The organism is Flavisphingomonas formosensis (genome assembly GCF_009755815.1).
Lineage (GTDB): Bacteria > Pseudomonadota > Alphaproteobacteria > Sphingomonadales > Sphingomonadaceae > Flavisphingomonas > Flavisphingomonas formosensis.
Genome location: NZ_WRPK01000002.1, coordinates 90,799 through 114,783, shown reverse-complemented (window position 1 = coordinate 114,783; position 23,985 = coordinate 90,799). Strand labels below are relative to the sequence as shown.

The following is a 23,985-nucleotide window of genomic DNA, read 5'->3' as shown; positions in this document are numbered from 1 at the left end:
GAAAGCTGCGCTACTGGTCCGAATCCTGCAGCAACTCGACGGCTCTGTCGCCGAGCAGCGCGTGAGTGAACTGCTGTCGCCACCAGAGCACGTCTTCGCGCTCGATCATGTCCATCATCGGCCGCCAACGGGCGATGCGTTCTTCGCGTCTCATGCGCAATGCCTGCATGATCGCGTCGGACATGTCCTCGGCGCTGTAGGGATTGACGAGCAGCGCGGACGGCATCTGCGCGGCGGCGCCGGCAAAGCGGGAGAGGATCAGCACGCCGGGATCTTCCGGATCCTGCGCCGCCACATATTCCTTGGCGACGAGGTTCATACCGTCGCGGAGCGGCGTGACCAGCCCGATTTTGGCGGCGCGGTATACCCCCGCCAGCACGTCGCGGGCATAACCTTGGTTGACGTAGCGGATCGGAACCCAGTCGAGATCCGCATAGGCGCCGTTGATCCGGCCCGCGAGGCCTTCGAGATCTGCACGGATCTTCTGGTAGCTCTCCACCGTGCCGCGGGAAGGGGGCGCGATCTGGAGCAGGAATACCTCCTTGCGCTCCTCGGGGTGCTCCAGCAGGAAGCGTTCATAGCCGAGGAAGCGCTCCTCCAGCCCTTTCGAATAATCCAGTCGGTCGACACCGACGATCATTGCCCGGCCAACGGCGCTGTCGCGCATCTGGCGGAAGGTAAGGCGTGCGGTGGGGCTGCGTGCGGCCTGGATGAACTCGTCCGCGTCGATGCCGATCGGACAGGCCATGATCTGCACTTCGCGGTCGCCCAGCCGAAGGAGCCTTCCCGCCTCGTCCAGGGTCGCGCCCAGTTCCTGGGTCGCATAGTCGGTGAAGGATTGCAGCCATTCCTCGGTATGAAAGCCGATGAGGTCGTAGGCGAAGAGGGTGCGGACCAGTTCCTCGGCCTCGGGCAGGGTGGAAAGCAGGCGTCGCGGCGGCCAGGGGATGTGGAGGAAGAAGCCGATCCGATTGCGACAGTCGCGCTTGCGCAGTTCGGCCGCAAGCGGAATCATGTGATAATCCTGGATCCACACCACGTCGTCGGGTTCGATCAGCGGCAGCACCGTCTCCGCGAAGCGTTCGTTTACCCGCTGATAGCCGCCCGCGAAGCCGCGTTCATATTCGGCAAGATCGATCCGATAATGGAAGAGCGGCCAAAGGGTGCGGTTCGCGTAGCCGTTGTAATATTCCTCGATATCCTGTTCCTCGAGGTCGACGGTAGCGGTGGTGACGCCATCATTGCGCTGCAGGCTGATCTGTCCGGTGAATTCGTCGGTCTGTTCTCCCGACCAGCCGAACCAGATGCCGCGATATTCGCGCAGGGCCGCGGCCAGCGCGACGGCGAGGCCGCCCTGCGCGCCGCTATGCGATCCGGTCGGAGCCTGAACGCGGTTGGATATGACGATAAGCCGGCTCACCTGACGGAACTCCAGGGTTTGCTGAGAAGGGTCGCGCAGTTGATCATCCCCACCAGCGAATAGGTTTGCGGATAATTGCCCCACAGCTCGCCGCTTACCGGATCGATATCCTCGGAAAGAAGACCGGCGCCGGTCCGGCGGGTCAGCATCTCTTCGAATAGCAGGCGCGCATCGGAATGCCGGCCGGTGAAATAGAGAGCTTCGATCAGCCAGAAGGTGCAGAAGTTGAACGCGGTTTCGGGAAGGCCGAAATCGTCCTCGGTGGCGTAGCGAAGCATGTAGGATCCGCGGCGCAGGCCTTCTTCCACCGCTGCCAGCGTGCCGCGGAAGCGCGGATCATCAGGCGCGAGGAAGCGCAGCTCGAGCAGCTGGATGAGGCTGGCGTCGAGATCGTCGCCCGAGAATGTGGCGGAAAGGCGCTGTGTTTCCTCGCGCCATGCCTCCCCTTCGATCCGTGCCCGCATCTCGTCCGCGCGGGCCTGCCAGAACTGGCTTCGTTCGGTGAGGCCGAGCGAGGCCGCGGCATTGGCCAGGCGGTCGCACGCCGCCCAGCACATCGCGGCCGAATAGGTGTGCACCGCCTGCCGGGTACGCAGTTCCCACAGACCGGCATCGGGCTTGTCATAAAGCGCATAGGCACGTTCGCCGACCCGTTCCAAGGCCTCGAAATCCTCTACGCCGGCCATGCGGAACAGCCGCTGGTCGAAAAAGGCCTGCACGTTGGAAAGCACGATCTGGCCATAGGCATCGTGCTGGACCTGCTCATAGGCCTGGTTGCCTACCCTTACCGGCCCCATGCCGCGATAGCCGGCGAGGCCCGGCGCGAAGCGCTCCTCCAGCGTCACTTCGCCAAGCACGCCGTAAAGCGGCTGGATATGGCCGCCGCGCGCGCCGTCCACGATGTTGCGCAGATAACCCAGATAGGCTTCGAGGACGTCGAGCGCGCCGAGCCGGTTCAGCGCCTGAACCGTGTAATAAGCGTCGCGTATCCAGCAGTAGCGATAGTCCCAGTTGCGCTGCGAGCCGCTATGTTCGGGAATGGAGGTGGTGAGCGCGGCCACGATCGCGCCGGTCTCCTCATGCTGGCACAGCTTCAGCGTGATGGCGGAGCGGATCACGACATCCTGCCACTCCAGCGGGGTGGCGAGGCCGCGGACCCAGCTCTGCCATTCCACTGTGGTGTCGTGCAGCATCTGGCCGATCGTGGCGGGGATATTGCCGGAAAAGCTCTCGTCCGGGCCCAGGAAGAAATGCAGTTCGCGCTCAACGCGGAAGCTGCGCTGTTCCTCGATCAAGCCGGTCGGCGCGTTGGTGGACAAGCGCATCACCGTCTCGTCTAGCAGGTAGCGGATATGATTGGATCCGCTGGTGGTGTGCATCTCTGCATCTCCCCAGCGCCGCGTCGGCTGCAGCCTGATGCGAATGCGCGGACTGCCCGAGACCGGCCGCACGATGCGCACGAAGGCGACGGGCCGGTAGGTTCGGCCCAGCCGGTCGAACCGTGGACAAAAATCGATCACCTCGATGGCGTTGCCGCCGCTGTCGGTATGGCGGGTGAAGAGGATCGGTGTGTTGCGCAGATAATGCTGCTCGGTGGAGACGCAATCCTCCAGATCGATCGCCCAGAGTCCCCTGGTGGCCGGCATCTCGCCGCTGAGCAGCGCGGAGAAGATGGGATCGCCGTCCACGCGCGGCACGCAGGCCCAGACGAAGCGGCCGGCGCGATCGACCAGCGCGCTGACCTGGCAGTTGCCGATCGGCCAGAGATCCAGTGTGGGTGTCATGCCATTCTCCCGCAGGCATCTTCGAGCCAGTCCAGCGCATGGCTGACGCCCGGCAGACCGTAGAGCGCCGCTGTCGGGCGCGGCGGCCCGATCAATATGCCGAACCCCCCGAGCTCTCGGGCCGCGGCGAATGCCGATTCGTCGGTGACGTCGTCGCCCAGGAAGATCGGGGTGGTGCCTGCCATGCTGGCATCGGCGAGCAACGTGCGCAGCGCCCCACCCTTGCCGGCGCCGGGAGCGCGCAGTTCGAACACCATCTTGCCCGGCTGGAGAGCAAGGCCGCAGCTTTGCGCCAGCTCCTCCGCCACCGCGCGCGCCTCCGGTTCGGCCTCAGGCGCCTGGCGATAGTGAAGGGCGACGCCGAATGGCTTGTCCTCGATCAGCAGGCCGGGAAATCGAAGGCGCAGCGCAACCATGCGATCGAGCGCATGATCCAGCACCGCCATGCGCTCGGGCGTCTCGATGCGGCCGTCGGACCAGCATAGTTCGACGCCGTGGCTGCCGGCGATCGCGATCGGGATGCCGTCGAACAGCGCCCTGATGTCGGCGGAGGCACGGCCGGTGACGATCGCCATGCGCCCTTCAAATGCTTCGGCAAGGCAGATCATCAGCGCGCGCAGGCGCGCATCCACCGCCACCGCGTCGGGACTTTCGGCGATTTCGACGAGCGTGCCGTCGAAATCGAGAAAGAGGCTTGTGCCGGCGGCGAGCACCGCCGGCGGCTTGGTCAGGGCCGTCGCAACAGGATCCATGTCGGGGAGAAAATGGATGAGGCGGCGATGCGTTCCGTTCTTTTGTCGAAACGTTTGTGCGCTGCGGCGAAAGGGGTGTGTCGCTCCACGCCCTGTCCTTTTATAGCGCAGGCTGCTAGATGCGACTGGCATGTCGCGAATGCGGTCCCTGATGCTCTGGCTGCTGCTGGTTTTTTCGCTCCTGGCGGGCGGGATCGCGCATGCCGCCGAAGCGCTGCCGCTGGCGGACACCGACGTGCTCGCCTGGCAGCATAGTCCGGGCGACGCCGACGAGGTGTCCGGCGATGTGGACAAAGGCGTGCCGCACCACCATTCGAGCTGCCACGGCCACGAACTGGCCGACATCGTTGCCCTCGGCGTGCCGATGCGGCGCGGTGCACCCGCGCGGCATGGCCGCGGCATCGTCGCGACGCTGCCGCAATCGACCGCCGATCCCGCACTGAGGCCGCCCGCCGCCTGACGGCCGCATCGCCGCCGGCACCTGCGCCGGCCGATACTGCTGTCGGGAGACGAAAATCATGCATCGCATCTACGCGGCCCTGCTGGCCGCGGCGTCCTGCGCGGGCTTCGCGCAGGCGCAAACCGTGCCGCAGGCGAGGGCGGGCGGAACCTTGTCGCTGGAGGAAGCGCTGGCTCTCGCCGGACGTGCGTCGCCCGCGATCGAAGCTGCCGGGTTCGATCTCGGCGGCGCGCAGGCCGCGCGGAAGGCCGCTGGGCTGCGGCCGAATCCGAGCCTCTCCGTCGAGGCTGAAAATATCGCCGGTACGGGCGTCTATCGCGGTCTTTCGAGCGTCGAGGCGACGACTTCGCTGGCCATGCCGATCGAACTTGGCGGCAAGCGCGGCGCACGGATCGCCGTGGCCGATGCCCGCGCCCGCCGCGCCAAGATCCAGGCCGCGATCGTGCTGGCGGACATGCGCTTTCGCGTCACCGGGGCTTATGCCGGCGTGATCGCAGCAGAGCGCCGGCTAGCGACGGCGCGGGAACAAGGGCGGATTGCGGCGGAGGCGTCGCGCGCAGCGGAGAGCCGCGTGCGCGCCGGCCGTGCCTCGCCGATCGAGGTTCAGCGCGCCGGGGTGATGCGCATCAACGCCGATGCCGCGATCGACCGGGCGGCACGCCTCGCCGAGGTTGCGCGTTTCGAATTGGAGCGGGCGATCGGCCGGCCGCTCGGCGGCACGCTGGATGCGGCATGGTTCGCGCGGGTTGCCCCCTCCTATGGGCCGATCCGGCCCATCGCCAGCGCCGGAACCCTGGCGCTGGCCGCCGCGGAAGCCGATCTCGCCACTGCCGATGCCGGCGTGCGGCTTGCCCGGTCGCAGCGCGTGCCGGACCTGACGGTGAGTGCCGGCGCCCGGCGTCTTGCGGCGACCAACGACATGGCCGCGGTGTTCAGCCTGTCGGTTCCGCTGCCGCTGTTCAACGGTGGAGAGGCCGCGTTGGCGCAGGCGAGTGCCGAGCGTCAGCGCGCCGATGCCGAGCGGAGGGCGCGCGAAATCGAAGCCGATCAGGCGATCGCGCGGGCACAGGCCGAGGCTGCGAATGCGGCGACGCTGGCAGCCTCGTCGAACGGCCCGGCGCTGGCCGCGGCGGAGGAAGCCGCCCGGATTGCCCGCATCGGCTATCGCGAGGGCAAGTTCGGCCAACTCGACCTGCTCGATGCCGAGCGGATGCTGGCGGACACGCGGCTTTCCGCGATCGACGCGCTGCTCGCCTACCACATTGCCGAGGCGCAGCTGGAGCGGCTCACCGCCCGCGCGCCGGCCGCCCAGGGAGAATGACCATGACGATTCTGATCCGGGCGGCGATGCCGCTCCTGTTGCTGGCCGGGCTGGCGGCGGGCTGCACCGCGAAGGAGGCGGCAAGCGAAGCGGAGGCTTCCGATGCGGCCGGGCACACGGGTGAGGACGGGCTCCTCCGGCTCACCCCGCAGCAGATCGCGGCGGCCGGCATCACGCTGGAGCGTCCGATACCGGCGGGCAGCGGCGCACTCGTCCTGCCGGGGACGATCGAGAGCGATCCGGACGCTATCCGTCTCGTCTCCGCCGCGATCGGCGGGCGTGTCGTGGCGCTGACCCGCAATCTCGGCCAGCCGGTGGCGCGCGGCGAGACGCTGGCGATCATCGAAAGCCGCGAGGCGGCGACACTGAAGGCGGAGGTCGCCGCCGCGGAGGCACGAAGGGCGCTCGCGCAGGCCACGCTGCGCCGCGAGCAGCGGCTGTTTGCCGAGCGCGTATCGCCCGAGCAGGATCTGATCGCGGCGCGAACCGCGGCGGCCGAAGCGGATATCGCGCTGCACCTCGCCCGGCAGCAGCTTTCCGCCGCGGGCGGCGGTGGCGTTGCGCTCAACCGGCTGGAGATACGCGCGCCCATCGCGGGCCGGGTGATCGCGCGCAGCGCGGTGCTGGGGCAGATGGTGGCAGCCGATGCCGAGTTGTTCCGCATCGCCGATCTCGCGCACGTATCGGTGCGACTCGCCCTCGGCCCGGACGATGCCGGCAGGGTGAGGCCTGGCATGGCTGTCGACATCTCCGCCGGAGAGCGCCGGGCGGCGGCGCGCATCGGCTTCGTGTCGCCCGTGCTCGATGCCGCGACCCGGCTGGTATCGGCGATCGCGATCGTCGACAATCGTGACGGCCAGTGGCGGGTCGGCGAACCCGTGACCGCAGCGATCCGCCTTCCGTCCACTCCGGGTCAAGCGGCGGGGAGCATGTTCACCGTGCCGGACGACGCGGTTCAGACCGTCGCCGGACGACCTACCTTGTTCGTGCGGACGGGCGAGGGGTTTCGTGCGGTGCCGGTGACGCTCGGCCAGCCGGGCGGCGATGGCGTGACCGTAACGTCCGGCCTCGACGGAAGCGAGCGCATCGCCGCGGCGGGCAGCTTCATCCTCAAGGCGGAACTCGGCAAGGGCGAAGCCGGACATGGGGAGCATTGAGCCATGCTGGACCGCATCGTCTCCTTTTCCGTCGAGCGGCGCTGGCTGGTGCTGCTCGCGACGTTCCTTGCCGCGATCGTCGGCAGCTGGGCCATCGGCCGACTGCCGATCGATGCCGTGCCGGACATCACCAACAACCAGGTGCAGATCAACGTCCGCGCGCCGGCATTGTCGCCGGAACTGGTCGAAAAACAGATCGCCTTTCCGATCGAGACCGCACTTGCCGGCATTCCGGGCCTGGAGCACAGTCGCTCGCTGAGCCGCAACGGCTTTGCCCAGATCACTGCCGTCTTCACCGATTCCACCGGCATTTATTTCGCGCGCCAGCAGGTCGCGGAGCGGCTGCGCGTGGCGGAGGAGAGCCTGCCCGACGGTGTCACGCCCGAAATGGGGCCGATCGCGACCGGCCTCGGCGAAGTCACTATGTGGACCGTCCATTATCAGCATCGCCCGGACGACCGGCACAGGCCGGGCGAGCCCGGCATCCAGCCGGACGGCAGCTACATCACGCCAGAGGGCGATCGGCTGACCGGCGAGGCGGACAAGGCCACCTATCTGCGCACGGTGCAGGACTGGATCGTCGCGCCGCTGCTCAAGCCGGTCGACGGGCTGGCCGGCGTCGATTCGATCGGCGGCCATGTGAAGCAATATCAGGTGATCCCCGACGTGCAGCGGCTGGCGGCGCTCGGCATGAGCCTGGCCGATCTGGCCCGTGCGCTCGAGGATAATAATCTCGGCCTCGGCGCTGGCGTGGTCGATCGCGGCGGCGAAGGGCTGGCCGTGCGGTCCGATGCGCGGATCCGTTCGATCGGCGAGCTGGCCGGCACGGTGATCGCCACGCGCGAGGGCGTGCCGATCCGGCTCGACCAGGTCGCCACGGTGCGGATCGGCCAGGCGATCCGCCAGGGATCGGCGTCCGAAAACGGGCGCGAGGTGGTCGTCGGCACGGCCATCATGCGGATAGGAGAGAACAGCCGTGCCGTCGCCTCGGCGGTGGCCGGGCGGCTGGCCGCGATCAATGCGTCGCTGCCGACGGATGTCGTCGTGCAGCCGGTGCTCGATCGCACCGCCCTGGTGAATGCAACGATCCGGACGGTGGCCAAGAATCTCGCCGAAGGCGCGTTGCTGGTCGTCGTCGTGCTGTTCGTGCTGCTGGGCAATGTCCGGGCCGCGCTGATTGCGGCGCTGGTCATTCCGGTCACCATGCTGATGACCAGCTTCGGCATGCTGCGCGGCGGCGTCTCGGCCAACCTCATGAGCCTCGGCGCGCTCGATTTCGGGCTGATCGTGGACGGGGCGGTGATCATCGTCGAAAATGCGCTGCGCCGGATCGGCGAGCGCCAGCACGGGCTTGGTCGCCCGCTCGCGCCCGAAGAGAGGCGCGCGACGGTCGCCGATGCGGCGCGGGAGATGATCCGCCCCTCCGTATTCGGGCAGGCGATCATCATTCTCGTCTATGTGCCGCTGCTGACCCTGAGCGGGGTGGAAGGCAAGACGTTCACGCCGATGGCGCTGACCGTGATCATCGCGCTTGCCTCGGCCTTCCTGCTCTCGCTGAGCTTCGTGCCTGCGCTGCTCGCCGTCTGGCTTTCCGGTTCGGTGAAGGAAAAGCCGGGCCGGATCATGACGTGGCTGATGCAGCGCTACGAACCGGGTCTCGGCCGGGCGATGGGCCAGCCGGCGGCGACGATCGGCATCGGCATCGGCGCAGTGCTCGCCGCGATCGGCGCCTTCGCGCTGCTGGGCCAGGAATTCCTGCCGCAGCTCGATGAGGGAGACGTCGCGGTGCAGGTGCTGCGTATTCCCGGCACCTCGATCGATCAGAGTCAGGCGATGCAATCCACGGTCGAACGAGCGCTTGCGCGATTGCCCGAGGTGCGGCTGGTCTTTTCGAAGACGGGTACGGCGGAGCTCGCGTCCGATCCGATGCCGCCCAATGCCTCGGACAGCTTCGTGATCATGAAGCCGCGGCGCGAGTGGCCTGATCGCACCCTTTCCAAGGCCGATCTCGTCGGCAAGGTGGAGCGGGTGCTGGCCGGCATTCCGGGTGGGTCCTATGAAATCAGCCAGCCCATCCAGATGCGCTTCAACGAGCTGATCGCCGGCGTGCGCGGCGATATCGCGGTGAAGCTGTTCGGCGATGATGCCGCGGCGATGAACGCCACCGCGGCGCGGATCGCGGCGATCCTGCGTCGCACTGAAGGGGCGGCGGACGTGCGGGTGGAGCAGACCGAGGGGCTGCCGATCCTCGACATCCGGCCGCGGAGGGACATGCTCTCGCGGCTCGGCCTGTCAGTGCGTACGGTGCAGGATGTAGTGGCGGCGGCCGTCGGTGGACGAGACGCCGGCATCATCTTCGAGGGTGACCGGCGCTTCGCGGTGACGATCAGGCTGTCCGATGCGGCGCGTGCCGACTTCCAGACGCTGGGGCAGGTGCCGGTGCCGCTGCCAGGCGGCGGCTTCGTGCCGCTGGCCAGCGTCGCGGACATCGCCGTTACCGAAGGCCCCAACCAGATCAGCCGTGAAAATGGCAAGCGCCGCGTGGTTGTGCAGGCGAACGTGCGCGGGCGGGACGTGGCCGGCGTGGTAGCCGACGCACAGGCGGCGATCGACCGCGACGTGCGCCTAGCCGCCGGCCAATATCTCGATTGGGGCGGGCAGTTCGAGAATCTGCGCGCGGCGAGCCAGCGGCTGATGCTGGTAGTGCCGGCCTGTTTCGCGCTGATCCTGCTGCTGCTCTATGGCGCGCTGGGAAGCGTGCGGGATGCCGCGATCGTGTTCACCGGCGTGCCGCTGGCGCTGGTCGGCGGCGTGCTGGCGCTGCTTCTGCGCGGCATGCCCTTTTCGATCTCGGCGGCGGTGGGCTTCATCGCGCTTTCGGGCATCGCCGTGCTCAACGGCCTCGTCATGGTGACGTCGATCCAGCAGCTCGTAGCCGGCGGGATCGGCCGCGCAGAGGCCGCCTATCGCGGCGCATTGGGCCGATTGCGCCCGGTGGTGATGACCGCGCTGGTCGCCTCGCTCGGCTTCGTGCCGATGGCGGTCGCGACCGGCGCGGGCGCGGAGGTACAGAAGCCGCTGGCGACGGTGGTGATCGGCGGGCTCGTTTCCGCGACGCTGCTCACCCTGTTCCTGCTGCCGACCCTCTATGCGCGTTTCGGGCGAGGCGGCGCCGAAATGGCCGGTGAAGCGGCACGGGCGATCCGCTGAGAAGGGTCATGGCCCGATGACGGCGGCTCATCGGGCTTGGCATCAGCCCTGGATCGGGCGCATCAGTTCGATGCGGACGCCATCCGGATCCGCGCCGTGATAAAGCTCGATGCCCGGCATCACGACGCGCGTCTGCTCGGCCCAAGTGCCGCCGCGCGCGGCGAGTATGTCGGCCACCGCATCGACATCGTCGACCCAGAAGGCAAGATGGGTGAGGCCATATTGATTGAGCTTGCGCCGCTCGCGCGGGCCGAAGCTCGGCGGATCGAACACCTTGAGCAGCTCGATCACATTGCCGTCCTTGTCCCGCACCATCTGCGCGCGCAGCTTGATGCCCGGTACCTCGTTGACCGTCGCGAGCCATTCATAGCCGCCGTCGAGCACGTAATTTTCCACCGGCTCGAAACCGAGCGCCTGAAAATAGGAGAGGGAGGCGTCGACATCTTCCACGCAGATGCCCGAATGGGAGAAGCGGCCGGCCACGCCCTCGGTGTGCATCAGCTCGATCCGCACCCCATCCGGATCGGTGCAGTAGAGCATGGTGGTGCGCCCCTCCGGATAATGCGCGCGCGTTTCCTCGAACACATGGCCGCCCGCGGCGCGGATCCGCTCGGCGCTGGCGTCGATGTCGTCGACGTAGAAGGAGAGGTGGACCAGGCCATATTGCAGGGTCGAGCGCCGCTCGCGCGAGCCGAAGGCGGGGGGCGCCTCGAAATGCAGCAGCTCGAGCCGTGGCCCGTCGCGATGCTGCAGCATCACCGGGTGCAGCCGGATGTCGGGAATGTCGGTGGTCTGCTCCATCTGGGCGCCACCCATGACGCCGTAATCGATCACCTCGGCGAAATCGAGCGCGTCGATATAGAAACGCTTGGATGCGGCCAAATCGCTTATGCATACTCCGCGATGTGAAAATGTTACGGCCATATTTCCCGCTCCTTGCGCATTTTATCGAGGCTTACAAAGCGAATCATGTTCGCGGCCCCGCCCTTGTCGCGATAGGCTGTGCGGGTGGCAAGAGCCGACAGGCTCGGCCCGATACGAGAGCAGAATGAGGCAGGAGAGAGCCGATGCAGCCGACCATCATCGAAGTCGCCATCAATGGCGAGACGAGCCCGAAGCGCAACGCGCACGTGCCCCGCACGCCGCAGGAGATCGCCGCGGAGTCGATCGCCTGCCTGCGCGCCGGCGCCGCCTCGATCCACAATCACAATGGGGACATCGCATTGCCCGGCGAGGCAGCGGCGGAGCGTTATGCCGAAGGCTGGGCGCCGATCCTGGCGGCGATTCCCGATGCGATCCTGTGCCCGACGACGGTGACGCATCCCGATCTGCCGACGTCGATGTCGCATGTGCCGGCCTGCGTCGCGCGGGGGGCGAAGATGGCCTCGATCGATCCGGGCGTGGAGAATATCTCGACCACCGGGATCGACGGGCTGCCCGGAGCGATGCGCGCTACCATGGGCAGTTCGATCGATGAGATCGAGGCGATGCTGGAGATCATCGCCGCGGCACCCGCGGGGCCGGCCTTCGGCATTTACGAGCCCGGCTATCTGCGGCTGATCCTCGCCTATCACAAGGCAGGCCGCCTGCCGCGCGGTTCGCTGGCACGTCTCTATTTCGGCGGCGATCATAATTTCATCGACGGTGGCAGGGGCGGCTTCAGCTTCGGTCTGTTGCCCACCGCCACCGCGCTCGACGCCTATCTGGAGCTGATCGGGGACAGCGGCCTGCCCTGGATGGTGGCGGTGCCGGGCGGCGACCTCTTCCGCACGGATCTCGCCCGCGCGGCGATCGAGCGGGGCGGGCATCTGCGCGTCGGGCTGGAGGATCATGCCGGCGATCGCATGCCGACCAATTTGGAGCTGGTCGAGGAAATCGCCGAACTCTGCCGCTCGCTCGGCCGGCCGCCGGCGACCTCGGCCGAGGCGGCGCGGATCCTGGATCTGCCTTGAGATGACAATTCCGTTCGGTTCAGCGAAGCCGAGAAGATAGGGCCTTCGACTTCGCTCGGGTTGGGTTCTCGACTTCGCTCGAACCAAACGGATAGGAGGGGCAATGCAACCCGACATTGCCGCTCTCGTCCGCCCCGATGGTCTGCTTTCCCTGCGCGTGATGCCCAAGGCTTCGGCCGATCGCATCGTGGCGGAACCAGATGCCGAGGGAGGACCGCGGGCGCGCGTCTATGTCACCGTCGCGCCCGAAGATGGCAAGGCGAACCGGGCGGTGATCGCGCTCGTCGCCAAGGCGCTGGACGTGGCGAAATCACGCGTCATTCTTGTCCGCGGAGAGACGTCGCGCGACAAGCTCGTGAGGATCGACGGCTGAACCTGCTTTCCGGCGCGCGCCGCGCACGATAAGCCGCGCCGATGGGGATCGGCAGCAGCGTCGCGTACTGGCTCAACCTTCCATGGCTCGGGCCGGCCGTCTTCGGGGTTTTGGGCTTCGCAGGCGTGCTGCTCGGCGTGATCAGGCTCGCCCAGCAGCGCTTGCTTCAGCACAGCGCAAGCCGGATGGAGACGGCTCCTGGCCTCGTGCGTGAGGCGCAACTGCTCGAATGGACGGAGAAGGGCACGCGCCGCGCGGCGATCGTGCTGAAGGTCGATTTCGAAGCTGGAGGAGAGTCCTATGTCTGCGATCAGTGGGAGTTGTTCCGGGGCAGCATGAAGCTCGAACATGGCGGCGTGCTGCCCGAGATAGAAGCGGGTGATACGGTACCGGTATGGTACGATCCGGATGATCCCGCTGTAGCGGCTCTTGCGATCGGCCGGCCGAGTTACGTTTCCGTACTCGCTGCCTTTGGTGCGGCCGCATTTTTCGTGCTTCTGACATGGGGGACGTGGCCTTAGCCTGCCGGCCCGGAAATCGCTCCAGGCGCCGAACGATCCGATCGAACCGTCCGGCGCCCGCAGCTCCTTATCTTACTCCGCAGCCACTCCGGCCCGCGAGAACATGTCGTCCCCGCCGGCATCCTCATTGGCGGCAGGCGCGGCCTTGGCGGCCTTGCGCCGGTCGAAGGCTTCCCACACCTCGCCCCAATTGCCGCGAGTCGCGGCCTTCGAATATTCGGTGGCGCGGGTTTCGAAGAAATTGGCATGCTCGACGCCGTTCAACAGCGGCGCCAGCCAGGGCAGGGGATGCTCGTCGGCCATGTAGATCGGCCGCAGACCGAGCTGACCGAGCCGCCAGTCGGCGATGTAGCGGACGTATTTCTTGATGTCCTTGGGGGTCATGCCGGTCACCGGCCCCATCTCGAACACCAGGTCGATGAACGCATCCTCGATCCGCACCGTCTTCTGGCACATGTCGAGAATGTCTTCCTTCACCGCCGGCGTCAGGCAGCCGCGTTCCTTCACGAAGGCATGGAACAGGCGGATGATGCCGTCGCAGTGCAGGCTCTCGTCGCGGATCGACCAGGTGACGATCTGCCCCATGCCCTTCATCTTGTTGAAGCGCGGGAAGTTCATCAGCATCGCGAAGCTGGCGAAGAGTTGCAGGCCTTCGGTGAAGCCGCCGAACATGGCCAGGGTGCGGGCAATGTCCTCGTCCGTGTCGACGCCGAAGGTGGCGAGATAATCGTGCTTGTCCTTCATCTCCTTATATTGGAGGAAGGCGGAATATTCCGTCTCGGGCATGCCGATCGTGTCGAGCAGATGGCTGTAGGCGGCGATGTGCACCGTTTCCATGTTGCTGAACGCGGTCAGCATCATCTTGATCTCGGTGGGCTTGAACACGCGGCCGTATTTTTCGTGGTAGCAATCCTGCACCTCGACGTCGGCCTGGGTGAAGAAGCGGAAAATCTGGGTCAACAGGTTGCGTTCGTGATCGGTCAGCTTCTGCGCCCAATCGCGGCAATCCTCGCCCAGCGGCACCTCTTCCGGCAGCCAATGGAGCTGCTGCTGGCGCTTCCAATATTCGAAAGCCCAGGGATATTCGAAGGGCTTGTAGGTCTTGGAGGCCTGGAGAAGCGGCATCGGCTAAATCCTTCCTTGTTCAAGCCCTGGCCCGTTCAGCCGTGGGGGCACGCACACGAGGCGCACCGAGGAACATCGGTGGGACGAATATAGGGAATGACGCGCCAAAAAGCCACGTTCGCCCCCCTCGTTCGCCGTACCGGGCTTTCTGTTCCGTCTTACGCCCCTACTAGGGATGGTGTTGTGACATGGAGGCGGGCACGACGTCTAGGGTGTGACGCACAGAAAGTTGGGGATGAATCGGGGCAGGCAGGTTCGGCCGCCTGTCAATCCGAATCCGCATCCGTCCTTTGCTCGCGTTGACGGGCTGGCCGCCGCCCACCATCTTCTCGCGTAGAAAATCGACGCCTTTCCGCCATTTTCAGGATTTGTTTGTCAATTTGGGCGACAGTGCAGCCTGTGTCGGAATATCTTACGCTTGGGAGCAGGGGCAGACCAGTGTCGTGATCAGGCTGTTCAAGCATTATGTGCCGCACGCCGTGCTGCTGCTCGGCATCGTCGATTTCATCATGCTGATGATCGCGGCCGAGGCCGGCTGGGTGCTGCGCGCGCACCAGATCGGCATGGAGGTGCTGCCCACGTCCACCCGCGTGCCTCAGCTCGTGACCTTCGCGGTCGCGCTGCAATGCGCGATGGTCAGCGTCGGCGTCTATGGCAGCGAGGCGCTGCAGAGCTTACGCTTCGCCACGGCGCGGCTGCTCGTCGCGGTGTCGCTGGGCGTAATCCTGATCTCCGTCCTCTTCTTCCTGTTGCCGAGCCTCACCCTGTGGCGCTCCAATTCCGCCTACGCGATGGGTTTTGCTTTCCTGCTGCTGGTGTTCGATCGGCTGGCGCTCGGCGGGGTGCTGGGCGGCGAGGCGTTCAAGCGGCGCGTGCTCGTGCTCGGCGCGGGCCGCCGCGCGGCGCGGATCAAGGAGCTGGAGGCCAGGGCCTCGGCCGGGTTCACCGTCGTCGGCTATGTCGCGATGAGCGACGGCAACCGTCAGATCGACGAGGCGATCTTCCGCGATCACATACCGAGCCTGGCCGATCATGTCGTGCGCCTGTCGGTGGGCGAGGTGGTCCTGGCGCTGGACGAGCGGCGCAATGCGCTGCCGCTGCAGGATCTGCTGCGCATCAAGACCACCGGCGTCCACGTCAATGAGATGTCGACCTTCCTGGAGCGCGAGACCGGCCGCGTCGATCTCGACACGCTGAACCCCAGCTGGCTGATCTTTTCGGACGGCTTCTCTGCGGGCCGTCGCCTGTCGAGCGCAGCCAAGCGCCTGTTCGACGTCACTGCCAGTCTGCTGCTGCTGGTGCTGGCCTCCCCGATCATCCTCCTCACCGCGTTGCTGGTGAAGCTGGAGAGCAAGGGCCCGGCCTTTTTCCGCCAGCAGCGCGTCGGCCTCTACGGCCAGACCTTCGACATCGTGAAGCTGCGCTCGATGCGGCAGGATGCCGAGGTCGCCGGCCAGGCGGTCTGGGCGCAGAAGGACGATCCGCGCGTCACCCGTATCGGCAAGTTCATCCGCAAGGTGCGGATCGACGAACTGCCGCAGGTCTGGACGGTGCTGCGTGGCGAGATGAGTTTCGTCGGTCCGCGGCCGGAGCGGCCTCAGTTCGTCGAGGATCTCGAACGGAGCCTGCCTTATTATGCCGAACGACACATGGTGAAGCCGGGCATCACCGGCTGGGCGCAGATCAACTATCCCTACGGCGCCAGCCTGGAAGACAGCCGTCACAAGCTGGAATATGATCTCTATTACGCCAAGAACTACACGCCCTTCCTCGATCTGCTGATCCTGCTGCAGACGGTGCGCGTGCTGCTCTGGCCCGACGGAGCCCGCTGAGGCCGCGGCCAATGCTGACCGACGGCATCATCCTGTGGAGTCACGCCGCCGCTGCCGCCCTCTACGCGGCACTGGCGATATGGCAGCTGCGCCGCCAGCAGCAGGGGCTGCAGCTTCGGATGCTCGCCTTCGCTTTTGCGATCACATGTGCCTGGTCGCTCATCGTCGCGGTGGTGGGGCCTCAAGCGATACCCGCGCAGATCAGCGAAAGTGCGCGCAATCTCGGCTGGCTCGGCTTCATGCTGGTTCTGCTCACCAAGGCCCAGGAGGATGATCGCCGCCCGGCCATCGTGCTGCTCTATGCGCTGCTCAGCCTCGTGATCGTCGCTCAATGCGTGGTCGACCTGCTGCCGCGGTTGGTGGGCGAGGGGGCATCGCCGGACAAGGCCTTTTTCTTCGCCGGCCTCGTCCTGCGCATGACGGTCGCGATCGGCGCACTGCTGCTCGTCCACAATCTCTATACGGCGGCGGCGCCGGAGGCGCGCTGGGGCATCCGCCTGCCGATGGTCTCGCTGGCCGCGATGTGGACCTACGATCTCAACCTCTACACTGTCGCCTATCTGGCTCATGGCTGGTCGTCCGAACTGTTCGCAGGCCGCGGCATCGCGATGCTGATGCTGGCGCCGCTGTTCGCGTTGGGCAGCCGGCGCAACGCCAAGTGGAAGATGCGCCTGTCGCGCGCGGCCGCGTTCCAGACGCTCTCGCTGGTCGCGATCGGCGGCTATCTGGTCGCGATGGTGATCGTCACCCGTTTGATGCAATTCATCGGCGGCGATCATGCCCAGCTTGCCGGCGTCGTCACCATCTTCGTGATGACCATAGCCGCCTTCCTGCTGCTGCCGTCCGGGCGGATGCGGGCATGGCTGAAAGTGACCATCGCCAAGCATTTCTTCCAGCATCGCTACGATTATCGCACCGAATGGCTGCGCTTCACCGACACGCTCGGCCTGCCTGGCACCACCGCCGCGCCGCTGGATCAGCGTGTGATCAAGGCAATCGCGGACATCACCGAATCCCCAGGCGGCCTGCTGCTCTCGGTCGAGGAGAGTGGCGGCTTGGCGACGGCCGAGCGGTGGAACTGGGCGATGGTCCATCCGCCCGCCCATGCCGGGAATGCCGCGCTCGTCCATTATCTCGCCGAGACCGGTCGGATCGTCGAGCTGGACATGGTGCGCGCGGGGATCGGCGAAGGCGCGCGTCGGGAGGCGCCGCTGGTGCCCGACTGGATCATGGCGGAGCCGCGCGCCTGGGCGGCGGTGCCGCTCGTGCATTTCCAGCGGCTGGTCGGCGTCGTGCTGCTCGAACGGCCGCGTGTCGACCGTACGCTGGATTGGGAGGATTTCGATCTGCTGCGCGTCGCTGGGCGGCAGGCGGCGAGCTATCTCGCGGAGGCGCGCGGGCAGGAGGCGCTGTCCGATTCCAAGAAGTTCGACGAGTTCAACCGCCGTTTCGCCTTCATCATGCACGACATCAAGAATCTGGTGAGCCAGCTCAGCCTCGTCGCGCGCAACGCCGAACGCCATGCCGACAATCCGGAATTCCGGGCGGACATGGTGGCCACGCTGAAGGCGTCGGTCGGCAAGATGAACGATCTGCTCGCCCGCCTGTCGCAGCACAATAAGGGCCGCGCCGAGGAGCCTCGCCCGATCGCTCTCAAGGCGCTGGCGGAGGCTGTGGCGGCACCGCGGCGCGGCGGCCACGCGATAGCGGTGGAAGGCCGCGCGGACGTGATCGCCAAGGCGGATCCGGTGCGCCTTGAGCAGGCGCTGGCCCATCTCGTCCAGAATGCCGTCGATGCGAGCCCGGCCGATGTCGCGGTGACCCTCCGGATCGAACCCCGCGGCGGCGATGCGACTATCGATATTATCGATCGCGGCGCGGGCATGTCGCCCGATTTCGTCCGCACTCGCTTGTTCAAGCCTTTCTCCTCCACCAAGCAGGGCGGTTTCGGCGTCGGCGCCTATGAAGCGCGCACACTCGTGGCGACGATGGGAGGGCGGCTGGAAGTGGAAAGTCGGGAAGGGGAGGGCAGTCGGTTCAGCATCGTACTGCCGCTCGCGGATGGTTCGACGGACGAATCTTCTTACCTTTCCCGCGCGTGGGAGAGGGGAGGGTGAGGGGTTTTCTCCTTCTTTCGAGAGCATTTCCAGGATGTTCCCGCATGTTCTCGCCGGCCCTTTGCCGTGTGCAGGGCAGGGAGCAGGAAGATAGGCCATGATCGATAAACCGAAATTGCTGATCGTCGAGGATGATGAGGGACTGCAGCGTCAGCTGCGCTGGGCCTATGAGGATTATGAGGTGATCGTTGCCGGCGATCGGGCGGCGGCGATTGACATGCTGCGCGCGCACGAGCCCGCCGTCGCCACGCTCGATCTCGGCCTGCCGCCCGATCCCGACGGTACCAGCGAAGGTTTCGCCACGCTGGAGGCGATGCTGAGGCTCAAGCCGGACATGAAGGTGATCGTCGCTTCCGGCCACGGCGCGCGGGAGAGCGCCCTGCGCGCGATCGCGTCGGGAGCCTATGATTTCTACCAGAAGCCGGTGGACATAGACGAACTCGGGCTGATCGTCGGCCGGGCGTTCCATCTCCACGCGATAGAGGCCGAGAATCGGCGTCTTGCCGAGGCGGGCGCGGGCAATGCCACCGTGCTCGGCGGAATGATCACTGCCGCGCCGGAGATGCTCAAAGTCGCCCGAACGATCGAGCGCGTGGCCAATGCCGACGTGTCGGTGATGCTGCTCGGCGCCAGCGGTACGGGCAAGGAGTTGCTGGCGCGCGGCGTGCACCAGTCGAGCCGGCGTCGGGGCGGCGCCTTCGTCGCGATCAATTGCGCGGCCATTCCCGAAAATCTGCTCGAGGCCGAGCTGTTCGGCTATGAAAAGGGCGCCTTCACCGGCGCGGTCAAGACCACCGAGGGCAAGATCGAGCTGGCCGAGGGCGGCACGCTGTTTCTCGATGAGGTGGGCGATATTCCATTGCCTCTCCAGGTGAAGCTGCTGCGCTTCCTGCAGGAGCGGACCATCGAGCGGATCGGCGGTCGCAAGCCGATCGCGGTCGACACGCGCATCGTCTGCGCCACCCACCAGGATCTCGACGCGATGATCGCGGCAGGCACCTTCCGCGAGGATCTTTATTACCGGCTCGCCGAGATCGTCGTGCGCATCCCGTCCCTGGCGGAGCGGCCGGGGGACGCGGCGCTGCTCGCCAAGCATTTCCTGGCGCGCTTCGCCAGGGAGATGAACCCGGCCGTGAAAGGCCTTGCGCCGGACGCGCTGGCGGCGCTGGATGCATGGGGCTGGCCCGGCAATGTGCGAGAGCTGGAGAATCGCATGAAGCGCGCGGTGATCATGGCCGACGGCAAGCTGCTCACCGCGGCCGATCTCGATCTGGTGGGGGATGAGGGCGAGGAGGTGGAGCTGATCAATCTCAAGGCGGCACGCGAGCGGGCCGATCGCCGCGCCATCCGGCAGGCGATGGCGCGGACCGAGGGCAATGTCTCGGGCGCGGCCAAGCTGCTCGGCATCAGCCGTCCGACGCTCTATGACCTCATGAAGCAATATGAATTGAACGCATAAGTTTGGATTAACCATTCGCCGCTAGGCCCGGTTTCATGAGGATCCGCCTCGTTTTCGCCTGGGTCATCCTGGCCTTGTCCGCCATGCCGCAATCGGCGCAGGCGGATGGCCGCGCCGATTCGATGGCGCTGTTCCGCAAGGCCTATGGCCGCTTCAAGGCGGGTGACGTCCCGGCCGCGCGGGTCGTGCTGCTCAATGCGATCAAGGCCGATCCGCACAACGCGATCGCGCATGTGCTGCAAGGGCGCGTCTATCTGGCGCTGAAGGACGGTGTGGCGGCGGAGGCGGAGTTCGGCCGCGCGCGCGACAGCGGCATCGCCGCGGACGATATTCGCCATCTCATGGCCAATGCCTATCTGCTGCAGGACAGGCCCCAGGATGCGATCGACGAGGCCGATCCGAGCCATGTGCCGGGCCGTTTCGCGGTGTGGGCGGCGCGGGTGCGCGCCATGGCGCAGCTTTCGCTCGACAATGACGATGCGGCGACCGCCGAGCTCAACCTCGCCCTTCGCCTGTCGCCGCGCAACAGTGCCGTCTGGACCGACATCGGCCATTTCCGCATCGAGAATGGCGAGACGGCAGGCGCTGTGGACGCGGCCGACCGGGCCGTCGCCCTCGATCCGCGCAATGTCGAGGCACTGCTGCTGAAAGGGCAACTCGTCCGCACCCAATATGGCCTGACCGCGGCGCTGCCCTGGTTCGATCGCATGCTGGCGATCGATCCGAACAATCTCGATGCGCTGCTGGAAAAGGCCGCGACGCTGGGTGATATCGGCCGTTCCCGGGCGATGCTGGCGACCACGCGCCAGGTGCTCGCGATCCGGCCGGGCAATCCCATGGCCTTTTATCTGCAGGCGGTGCTGGCCGCCCGGGCGCGCAACTGGACACTGGCGCGCAGCCTGCTGCAGCGGACCGACGGCAAGCTCGACGATCTGCCCGCCACCCTGCTGCTTGCGGGAGCCATCGAATATCAGACCGGCAATTACGAGCAGGCGATCGACAAGCTGGCGCGGCTGGTGGGGATGCAGCCGGAGAATATGAAGGCGCGCCGGCTGATGGGCGCCGCGCAGTGGCGGCAGGGCGACGATGCATCCGCGATCGATACGCTGCGTCCGATCGCCGACAGGCCCGACGCCGATACCTATACGCTGACCATCGTCGGCCGCGCGCTCGAGCGGCAGGGGCAGCGCAAGGATGCGGCGCTCTATCTCGATCGGGCCGCGATTCCGACGCGTGCCGAGCCGAGCCCGCTCGATGTCGTCGCGGATCCCCGTCAGTTGGCGGCGCTCCGCGCGGCGGCCGTCGCCAACCCCGGGGACACCAAGACGCAAATCGCACTGATCGCGGCGCTGCTGCGTGCCGATCAGGGGGCGGAGGCGCTTGATGTGTCGCAGGCGCTGCTGGCGCGCAATCGCGGCGCACCGATGGCGCATGTGCTGGTCGGCGATGCCTATGTCGCGACCGGCAACTATGCAGCCGCGGCGACCGCCTATCGCGATGCCGCCAACATCAGCTTCACCGAGCCGGTAGCGCTGCGCCTGATCGATGCGTTGCGCCGGGCAGGTAATTCGGCGGGCGCGGTCGAAGTGCTGAATCTGTTTCTCAGTCAGAATCCGCAGGACGTGCCGGCGCAACTGCTCGCGGCCGACGTGATGCTGTCCAACGGGCAGTGGGACAAGGCGATCAACATCCTCGAATCGCTGCGCGGGCGGCTCGGCGATCGCGATGCGGCACTGCTCAACAACCTGGCCTGGGCCTATTTCAGCGCAGTTCGCATGGATCAGGCGCTGGTCTATGCCGGCAAGGCCTATGATCTCGCGCCCGCCAATCCGGCAGTGGGTGACACCTATGGCTGGATATTGTTCCAGACCGGCCGGGACCGGCAAAAGGGCCTCGCGCTGCTAAGGAAGGCGGCCGGCCAATCTCCACGCGATGCCGGCGTTCGTTGGCACCTCGCCCAGGCCTATGCCGCGACCGGCGCGGGCGCCCAGGCCAAGGCGGCGGCGCAGGCGGCACTTGCGCTGCCCGGCTTCCAGGATCGCGCGAAGGCCGAGGCGCTCATCGCCCGCTACTGATCTTCTCTCCCGCGGCTCGCTCGCTTATGGGGGCAGCCATGGATACTGCAGACGCTCTCACCCGCATTGTCGCCGCGCTCGAACGGCTTGCGCCGCCGCCGCCTCAGCCGGCCGATCCGCTGGCGCATCCCGCTTATGTGTGGCGCGATGGTGCGCTCGTGGCGGCGCGCTCCTTCCGGCCATTGGCCCTGCCGCTGCTGACCGGAATTGACGCGCAGAAGGCGGCGGTGCTCGAGAACAGCCGCCGCCTGGCCGCCGGTCACGCGGCGCACGACATCTTGCTGTGGGGATCGCGCGGCGCCGGCAAGTCCGCGCTGGTCAAGGCGAGCGTCGGCGCGCTCCAGGGGGAGGGTGCGGCGATCGCGCTGATCGAGGTGGCGGGCGAGCATCTCGAATCCCTGCCCGCGCTGTTCGCGCTGATCGCCGGCCAGCCGCGCGCCTTCATCTTGTTCATCGACGATCTCGGCTTCGAGGAGGGCAGCTCCGCCCCGCGCCTGCTGCGCTCGCTGCTGGAAGGCGGCGCCGAGGCGCGGCCGGCCAATGCGCGGCTCTACGTCACGGCCAATCGCCGCCACATCGTCGCGCGGGATCTGCGCGAGCAGGACAGCCCGATCAATCCGCGCGACGTCGTGGACGACAAGCTGGCGCTGGCCGATCGCTTCGGCCTCAGCCTTGGTTTCCACGTCTGCGATCAGGCGACCTATGTCGCGATGGTCGAGGGCTATGCGCGCGAGCTCGGCCTCGTCTTCGACGCGCAGGACGCGATCAGCTGGGCCACCCAGCGCGGCAGCCGGTCCGGCCGGGTCGCCTGGCAATATGTGGTCGAGCTGGCCGGACGCGAGGGCAAGGCGGTTTAACTGATGCCCCGGCGTCCGCTGGGGTGACGAAGAAGAAAAGCGCCGAATCGACCAGCGGAAATGCCATAACCGTTCGCAGGGAGGGCAGGCGGATATTTCGTTCGCCGGGCGCGGCTCCCTCACACCGCGCGGCTGAACGTGCCGCTGCTCTGGTTGCGATAGGCGTCGAGGCCGCTCGCGATGCTGCGGGCATAGGGCAGGCCCTCCTGTGGCACGATCAGCCGATTGCCTTCGCGAAGCACCAATCCCGCCTCCGCATAAGGGCGCAGCATCGCCCAGGCCGGCTCGATCAGGTCGTCGTCGATCCGGGCCGATCCGATGCAGAGCAGCCGCTCGATGGCCGCGCCGCGCCGCCGGTCGTCCGCGCTCCGGGCCGTCCCGCGCTGTGTGGCGAGACGCCCTGCCGAAACGCGCATGCGATAGCGACCGGCGAGTTTCTCATTCTGGGCGAGCAAACCGGGGAAGCGGCTGATCGCGCTGGCCCCGAGGCCGATCACCGTCTCGCACTGATCCTCGGTGAAGCCCTGGAAATTGCGGCGCAGCTGCCGGGCGGACGCCGCTATCGCCAGCGGATCGCCCGGCCGCGCGAAATGATCGAAGCCGATCGGCCGATAGCCGGCGGCGGTGAGCCTGTCCCACGCGCGCCAGGCCTGGCGGAAGCGTGCTTCGCCGTCCGGTAGCGCCGCGCCGTCGATACGGCGCTGGCGCGGCAGCAGCGCGGGCAGATGTGCATAACCGAATATGGCAAGCCGGTCTGGCGCCAGTGCCTCCGCCTGCTCCAGCGTCTCGTCGAAATCGGCGGCGGACTGGTCGGGCAGGCCGTACATCAGGTCGAAGTTGAGCGATCGGACGCCGGCCGCGCGGAGCGCCGCGGTGGCGTGCGCGATCAGCTCCGGCGGCTGGACCCGGCCAATCGCCCGCTGCACATGCGCCGCGAAGCTCTGCACGCCGAGGCTGGCCTGGGCGATGCCGATCGCGCCGATCGTGTCGATCCAGGCGGCATCCAGGGTCCGCGGGTCGAGCTCGATCGAAAGCGTCGCTCCAGCGGCGCGGAAACGGGTGACGAGGCGATCGACCAGCCGGGCGAACTGCAGCGGCGACAGCGCGTTGGGGCTGCCGCCGCCGAAGGCGATGCGCACCGTCTCCACCCCGGCGGGCAACAGCGCGCCGACCAGATTGATCTCCCTGTCCAGAGCGTCGAGATAGGCGGCGAGGCGGCCCGACCGGTTGGCTGCGCCGGTGTTGCAGCCGCAATACCAGCAAATCTCCCGGCAATAGGGGATGTGGACGTAGAGCGAGACGCGCTCGCCCGCGGGAATGGCGGCGATCGCCTGGCGCATATCCGCTTCGCCGATGCCGCCATGGAATTCGGCGGCGGTGGGGTAGCTCGTGTAGCGCGGCACGGCGCGGGCGAGCAGATCGGGTCGATAGGGCCACATGCGCCTTGCCTAGCAATGCTGCGCCGCTCCGCCTTTGACCGGGATCAAGCGCGGATTTGGCGGGGGTCAAGGCGTCAACGCTGACGACGGTCCAGACAGGCTCCGTCACGACAAGACGGAAAGGGATAGTC

18 protein-coding genes are annotated in these 23,985 nt (G+C 67.0%); 12 read left to right on the top strand and 6 right to left on the bottom strand.

Features of this window, described 5'->3' with window-relative positions:
* Nucleotides 1–10 precede the first annotated feature (10 nt).
* From otsA to otsB, 3 genes are read right to left on the bottom strand one after another with little or no spacing between them, the layout of a single operon-like run.
* Nucleotides 11–1,420, bottom strand: coding sequence for an alpha,alpha-trehalose-phosphate synthase (UDP-forming) (otsA, locus tag GQY20_RS06685; RefSeq protein WP_157216302.1), 1,410 nt, complete (start codon nt 1,418–1,420; stop codon nt 11–13).
* Entirely contained in the window at nt 1,417–3,204 is a 1,788-nt protein-coding gene (locus tag GQY20_RS06680; protein ID WP_157216301.1) for a glycoside hydrolase family 15 protein, read from the bottom strand. Before GQY20_RS06680 ends, otsA begins: the two co-directional genes overlap by 4 nt.
* Nucleotides 3,201–3,956: a trehalose-phosphatase gene (gene otsB, locus GQY20_RS06675; RefSeq protein ID WP_157216300.1), complete on the bottom strand. Its 756-nt coding sequence runs from the start codon at nt 3,954–3,956 to the stop codon at nt 3,201–3,203. Before otsB ends, GQY20_RS06680 begins: the two co-directional genes overlap by 4 nt.
* A 139-nt stretch (nt 3,957–4,095) precedes the next feature.
* On the opposite strand from otsB, the gene GQY20_RS06670 reads away from it, so the two are divergent.
* The 4 genes from GQY20_RS06670 to GQY20_RS06655 are packed head-to-tail and all read left to right on the top strand — an operon-like array spanning nt 4,096 to nt 10,104.
* A complete protein-coding gene (locus GQY20_RS06670; protein ID WP_198350859.1) occupies nt 4,096–4,416 on the top strand; it encodes a hypothetical protein in 321 nt (106 codons plus the stop codon).
* A 58-nt stretch (nt 4,417–4,474) separates the two neighbouring features.
* Nucleotides 4,475–5,737, top strand: a complete 1,263-nt coding sequence (locus tag GQY20_RS06665) for a TolC family protein (RefSeq protein WP_157216298.1) — start codon at nt 4,475–4,477, stop codon at nt 5,735–5,737.
* Nucleotides 5,734–6,894 carry an efflux RND transporter periplasmic adaptor subunit gene (locus GQY20_RS06660; RefSeq protein ID WP_157216297.1) on the top strand — a complete coding sequence of 387 codons (1,161 nt, stop codon included), beginning with the start codon at nt 5,734–5,736 and terminating at the stop codon, nt 6,892–6,894. The genes GQY20_RS06665 and GQY20_RS06660 overlap by 4 nt, the downstream gene beginning before the upstream one ends.
* 3 nt (nt 6,895–6,897) lie before the next feature.
* Nucleotides 6,898–10,104, top strand: coding sequence for an efflux RND transporter permease subunit (locus GQY20_RS06655; protein WP_157216296.1), 3,207 nt, complete (start codon nt 6,898–6,900; stop codon nt 10,102–10,104).
* Nucleotides 10,105–10,146: 42 nt separating this feature from the next.
* On the opposite strand, the gene GQY20_RS06650 is transcribed toward GQY20_RS06655, so the two are convergent.
* Nucleotides 10,147–11,028 carry a VOC family protein gene (locus GQY20_RS06650; RefSeq protein WP_157216295.1) on the bottom strand — a complete coding sequence of 294 codons (882 nt, stop codon included), beginning with the start codon at nt 11,026–11,028 and terminating at the stop codon, nt 10,147–10,149.
* Between the two features lie 143 nt (nt 11,029–11,171).
* Between GQY20_RS06650 and GQY20_RS06645 the strand changes: the two genes are divergently transcribed.
* The 3 genes from GQY20_RS06645 to GQY20_RS06635 all read left to right on the top strand — a co-directional run bounded on the left by GQY20_RS06645 (nt 11,172) and on the right by GQY20_RS06635 (nt 12,950).
* Complete coding sequence (locus GQY20_RS06645) at nt 11,172–12,056, top strand: BKACE family enzyme (protein ID WP_157216294.1); 885 nt, start codon at nt 11,172–11,174, stop codon at nt 12,054–12,056.
* A gap of 103 nt (nt 12,057–12,159) precedes the next feature.
* Nucleotides 12,160–12,429 carry a DUF167 domain-containing protein gene (locus GQY20_RS06640; RefSeq protein WP_157216293.1) on the top strand — a complete coding sequence of 90 codons (270 nt, stop codon included), beginning with the start codon at nt 12,160–12,162 and terminating at the stop codon, nt 12,427–12,429.
* A gap of 41 nt (nt 12,430–12,470) precedes the next feature.
* A complete protein-coding gene (locus tag GQY20_RS06635) occupies nt 12,471–12,950 on the top strand; it encodes a DUF3592 domain-containing protein (RefSeq protein WP_157216292.1) in 480 nt (159 codons plus the stop codon).
* Nucleotides 12,951–13,022: 72 nt separating this feature from the next.
* Here the strand turns inward: GQY20_RS06635 and GQY20_RS06630 are convergent, their stop codons facing one another.
* Complete coding sequence (locus GQY20_RS06630; protein WP_157216291.1) at nt 13,023–14,075, bottom strand: ribonucleotide-diphosphate reductase subunit beta; 1,053 nt, start codon at nt 14,073–14,075, stop codon at nt 13,023–13,025.
* Between the two features lie 443 nt (nt 14,076–14,518).
* Here GQY20_RS06630 and GQY20_RS06625 point away from each other — a divergent pair, with 443 nt between their 5' ends.
* The 5 genes from GQY20_RS06625 (at nt 14,519) to GQY20_RS06605 (ending at nt 22,415) form a co-directional block, all read left to right on the top strand.
* Complete coding sequence (locus GQY20_RS06625) at nt 14,519–15,907, top strand: TIGR03013 family XrtA/PEP-CTERM system glycosyltransferase (protein ID WP_157216290.1); 1,389 nt, start codon at nt 14,519–14,521, stop codon at nt 15,905–15,907.
* Between the two features lie 11 nt (nt 15,908–15,918).
* Nucleotides 15,919–18,024 (top strand): XrtA/PEP-CTERM system histidine kinase PrsK, encoded by a 2,106-nt coding sequence (prsK, locus tag GQY20_RS06620; protein ID WP_157216289.1) that lies wholly within the window; start codon nt 15,919–15,921, stop codon nt 18,022–18,024.
* Between the two features lie 97 nt (nt 18,025–18,121).
* Nucleotides 18,122–19,483 (top strand): PEP-CTERM-box response regulator transcription factor, encoded by a 1,362-nt coding sequence (gene prsR / locus GQY20_RS06615; protein WP_157216288.1) that lies wholly within the window; start codon nt 18,122–18,124, stop codon nt 19,481–19,483.
* A gap of 35 nt (nt 19,484–19,518) precedes the next feature.
* Nucleotides 19,519–21,558 (top strand): tetratricopeptide repeat protein, encoded by a 2,040-nt coding sequence (locus GQY20_RS06610; RefSeq protein WP_157216287.1) that lies wholly within the window; start codon nt 19,519–19,521, stop codon nt 21,556–21,558.
* A gap of 38 nt (nt 21,559–21,596) precedes the next feature.
* A complete protein-coding gene (locus GQY20_RS06605; RefSeq protein ID WP_157216286.1) occupies nt 21,597–22,415 on the top strand; it encodes an ATP-binding protein in 819 nt (272 codons plus the stop codon).
* 119 nt (nt 22,416–22,534) lie between these two features.
* Here GQY20_RS06605 and hemN read toward each other — a convergent pair whose 3' ends face one another.
* Complete coding sequence (hemN, locus tag GQY20_RS06600) at nt 22,535–23,854, bottom strand: oxygen-independent coproporphyrinogen III oxidase (RefSeq protein ID WP_157216285.1); 1,320 nt, start codon at nt 23,852–23,854, stop codon at nt 22,535–22,537.
* Nucleotides 23,855–23,985: the final 131 nt, after the last annotated feature.

What these genes read in the sequence shown, in the direction of transcription:
- GQY20_RS06665 (WP_157216298.1), top strand. Translation starts at nt 4,475, where the DNA reads ATGCATCGCATCTACGCGGCCCTGCTGGCCGCGGCGTCCTGCGCGGGC.
- GQY20_RS06660 (WP_157216297.1), top strand. Translation starts at nt 5,734, where the DNA reads ATGACCATGACGATTCTGATCCGGGCGGCGATGCCGCTCCTGTTGCTG.
- prsK (WP_157216289.1), top strand. Translation starts at nt 15,919, where the DNA reads ATGCTGACCGACGGCATCATCCTGTGGAGTCACGCCGCCGCTGCCGCC.
- GQY20_RS06610 (WP_157216287.1), top strand. Translation starts at nt 19,519, where the DNA reads ATGAGGATCCGCCTCGTTTTCGCCTGGGTCATCCTGGCCTTGTCCGCC.
- GQY20_RS06605 (WP_157216286.1), top strand. Translation starts at nt 21,597, where the DNA reads ATGGATACTGCAGACGCTCTCACCCGCATTGTCGCCGCGCTCGAACGG.
- GQY20_RS06635 (WP_157216292.1), top strand. Translation starts at nt 12,471, where the DNA reads ATGGGGATCGGCAGCAGCGTCGCGTACTGGCTCAACCTTCCATGGCTC.
- GQY20_RS06645 (WP_157216294.1), top strand. Translation starts at nt 11,172, where the DNA reads ATGCAGCCGACCATCATCGAAGTCGCCATCAATGGCGAGACGAGCCCG.
- GQY20_RS06640 (WP_157216293.1), top strand. Translation starts at nt 12,160, where the DNA reads ATGCAACCCGACATTGCCGCTCTCGTCCGCCCCGATGGTCTGCTTTCC.
- GQY20_RS06680 (WP_157216301.1), bottom strand. Translation starts at nt 3,204, where the DNA reads ATGACACCCACACTGGATCTCTGGCCGATCGGCAACTGCCAGGTCAGC.
- hemN (WP_157216285.1), bottom strand. Translation starts at nt 23,854, where the DNA reads ATGTGGCCCTATCGACCCGATCTGCTCGCCCGCGCCGTGCCGCGCTAC.
- GQY20_RS06670 (WP_198350859.1), top strand. Translation starts at nt 4,096, where the DNA reads ATGCGGTCCCTGATGCTCTGGCTGCTGCTGGTTTTTTCGCTCCTGGCG.
- GQY20_RS06655 (WP_157216296.1), top strand. Translation starts at nt 6,898, where the DNA reads ATGCTGGACCGCATCGTCTCCTTTTCCGTCGAGCGGCGCTGGCTGGTG.
- GQY20_RS06650 (WP_157216295.1), bottom strand. Translation starts at nt 11,028, where the DNA reads ATGGCCGTAACATTTTCACATCGCGGAGTATGCATAAGCGATTTGGCC.
- prsR (WP_157216288.1), top strand. Translation starts at nt 18,122, where the DNA reads ATGATCGATAAACCGAAATTGCTGATCGTCGAGGATGATGAGGGACTG.
- otsB (WP_157216300.1), bottom strand. Translation starts at nt 3,956, where the DNA reads ATGGATCCTGTTGCGACGGCCCTGACCAAGCCGCCGGCGGTGCTCGCC.
- GQY20_RS06630 (WP_157216291.1), bottom strand. Translation starts at nt 14,075, where the DNA reads ATGCCGCTTCTCCAGGCCTCCAAGACCTACAAGCCCTTCGAATATCCC.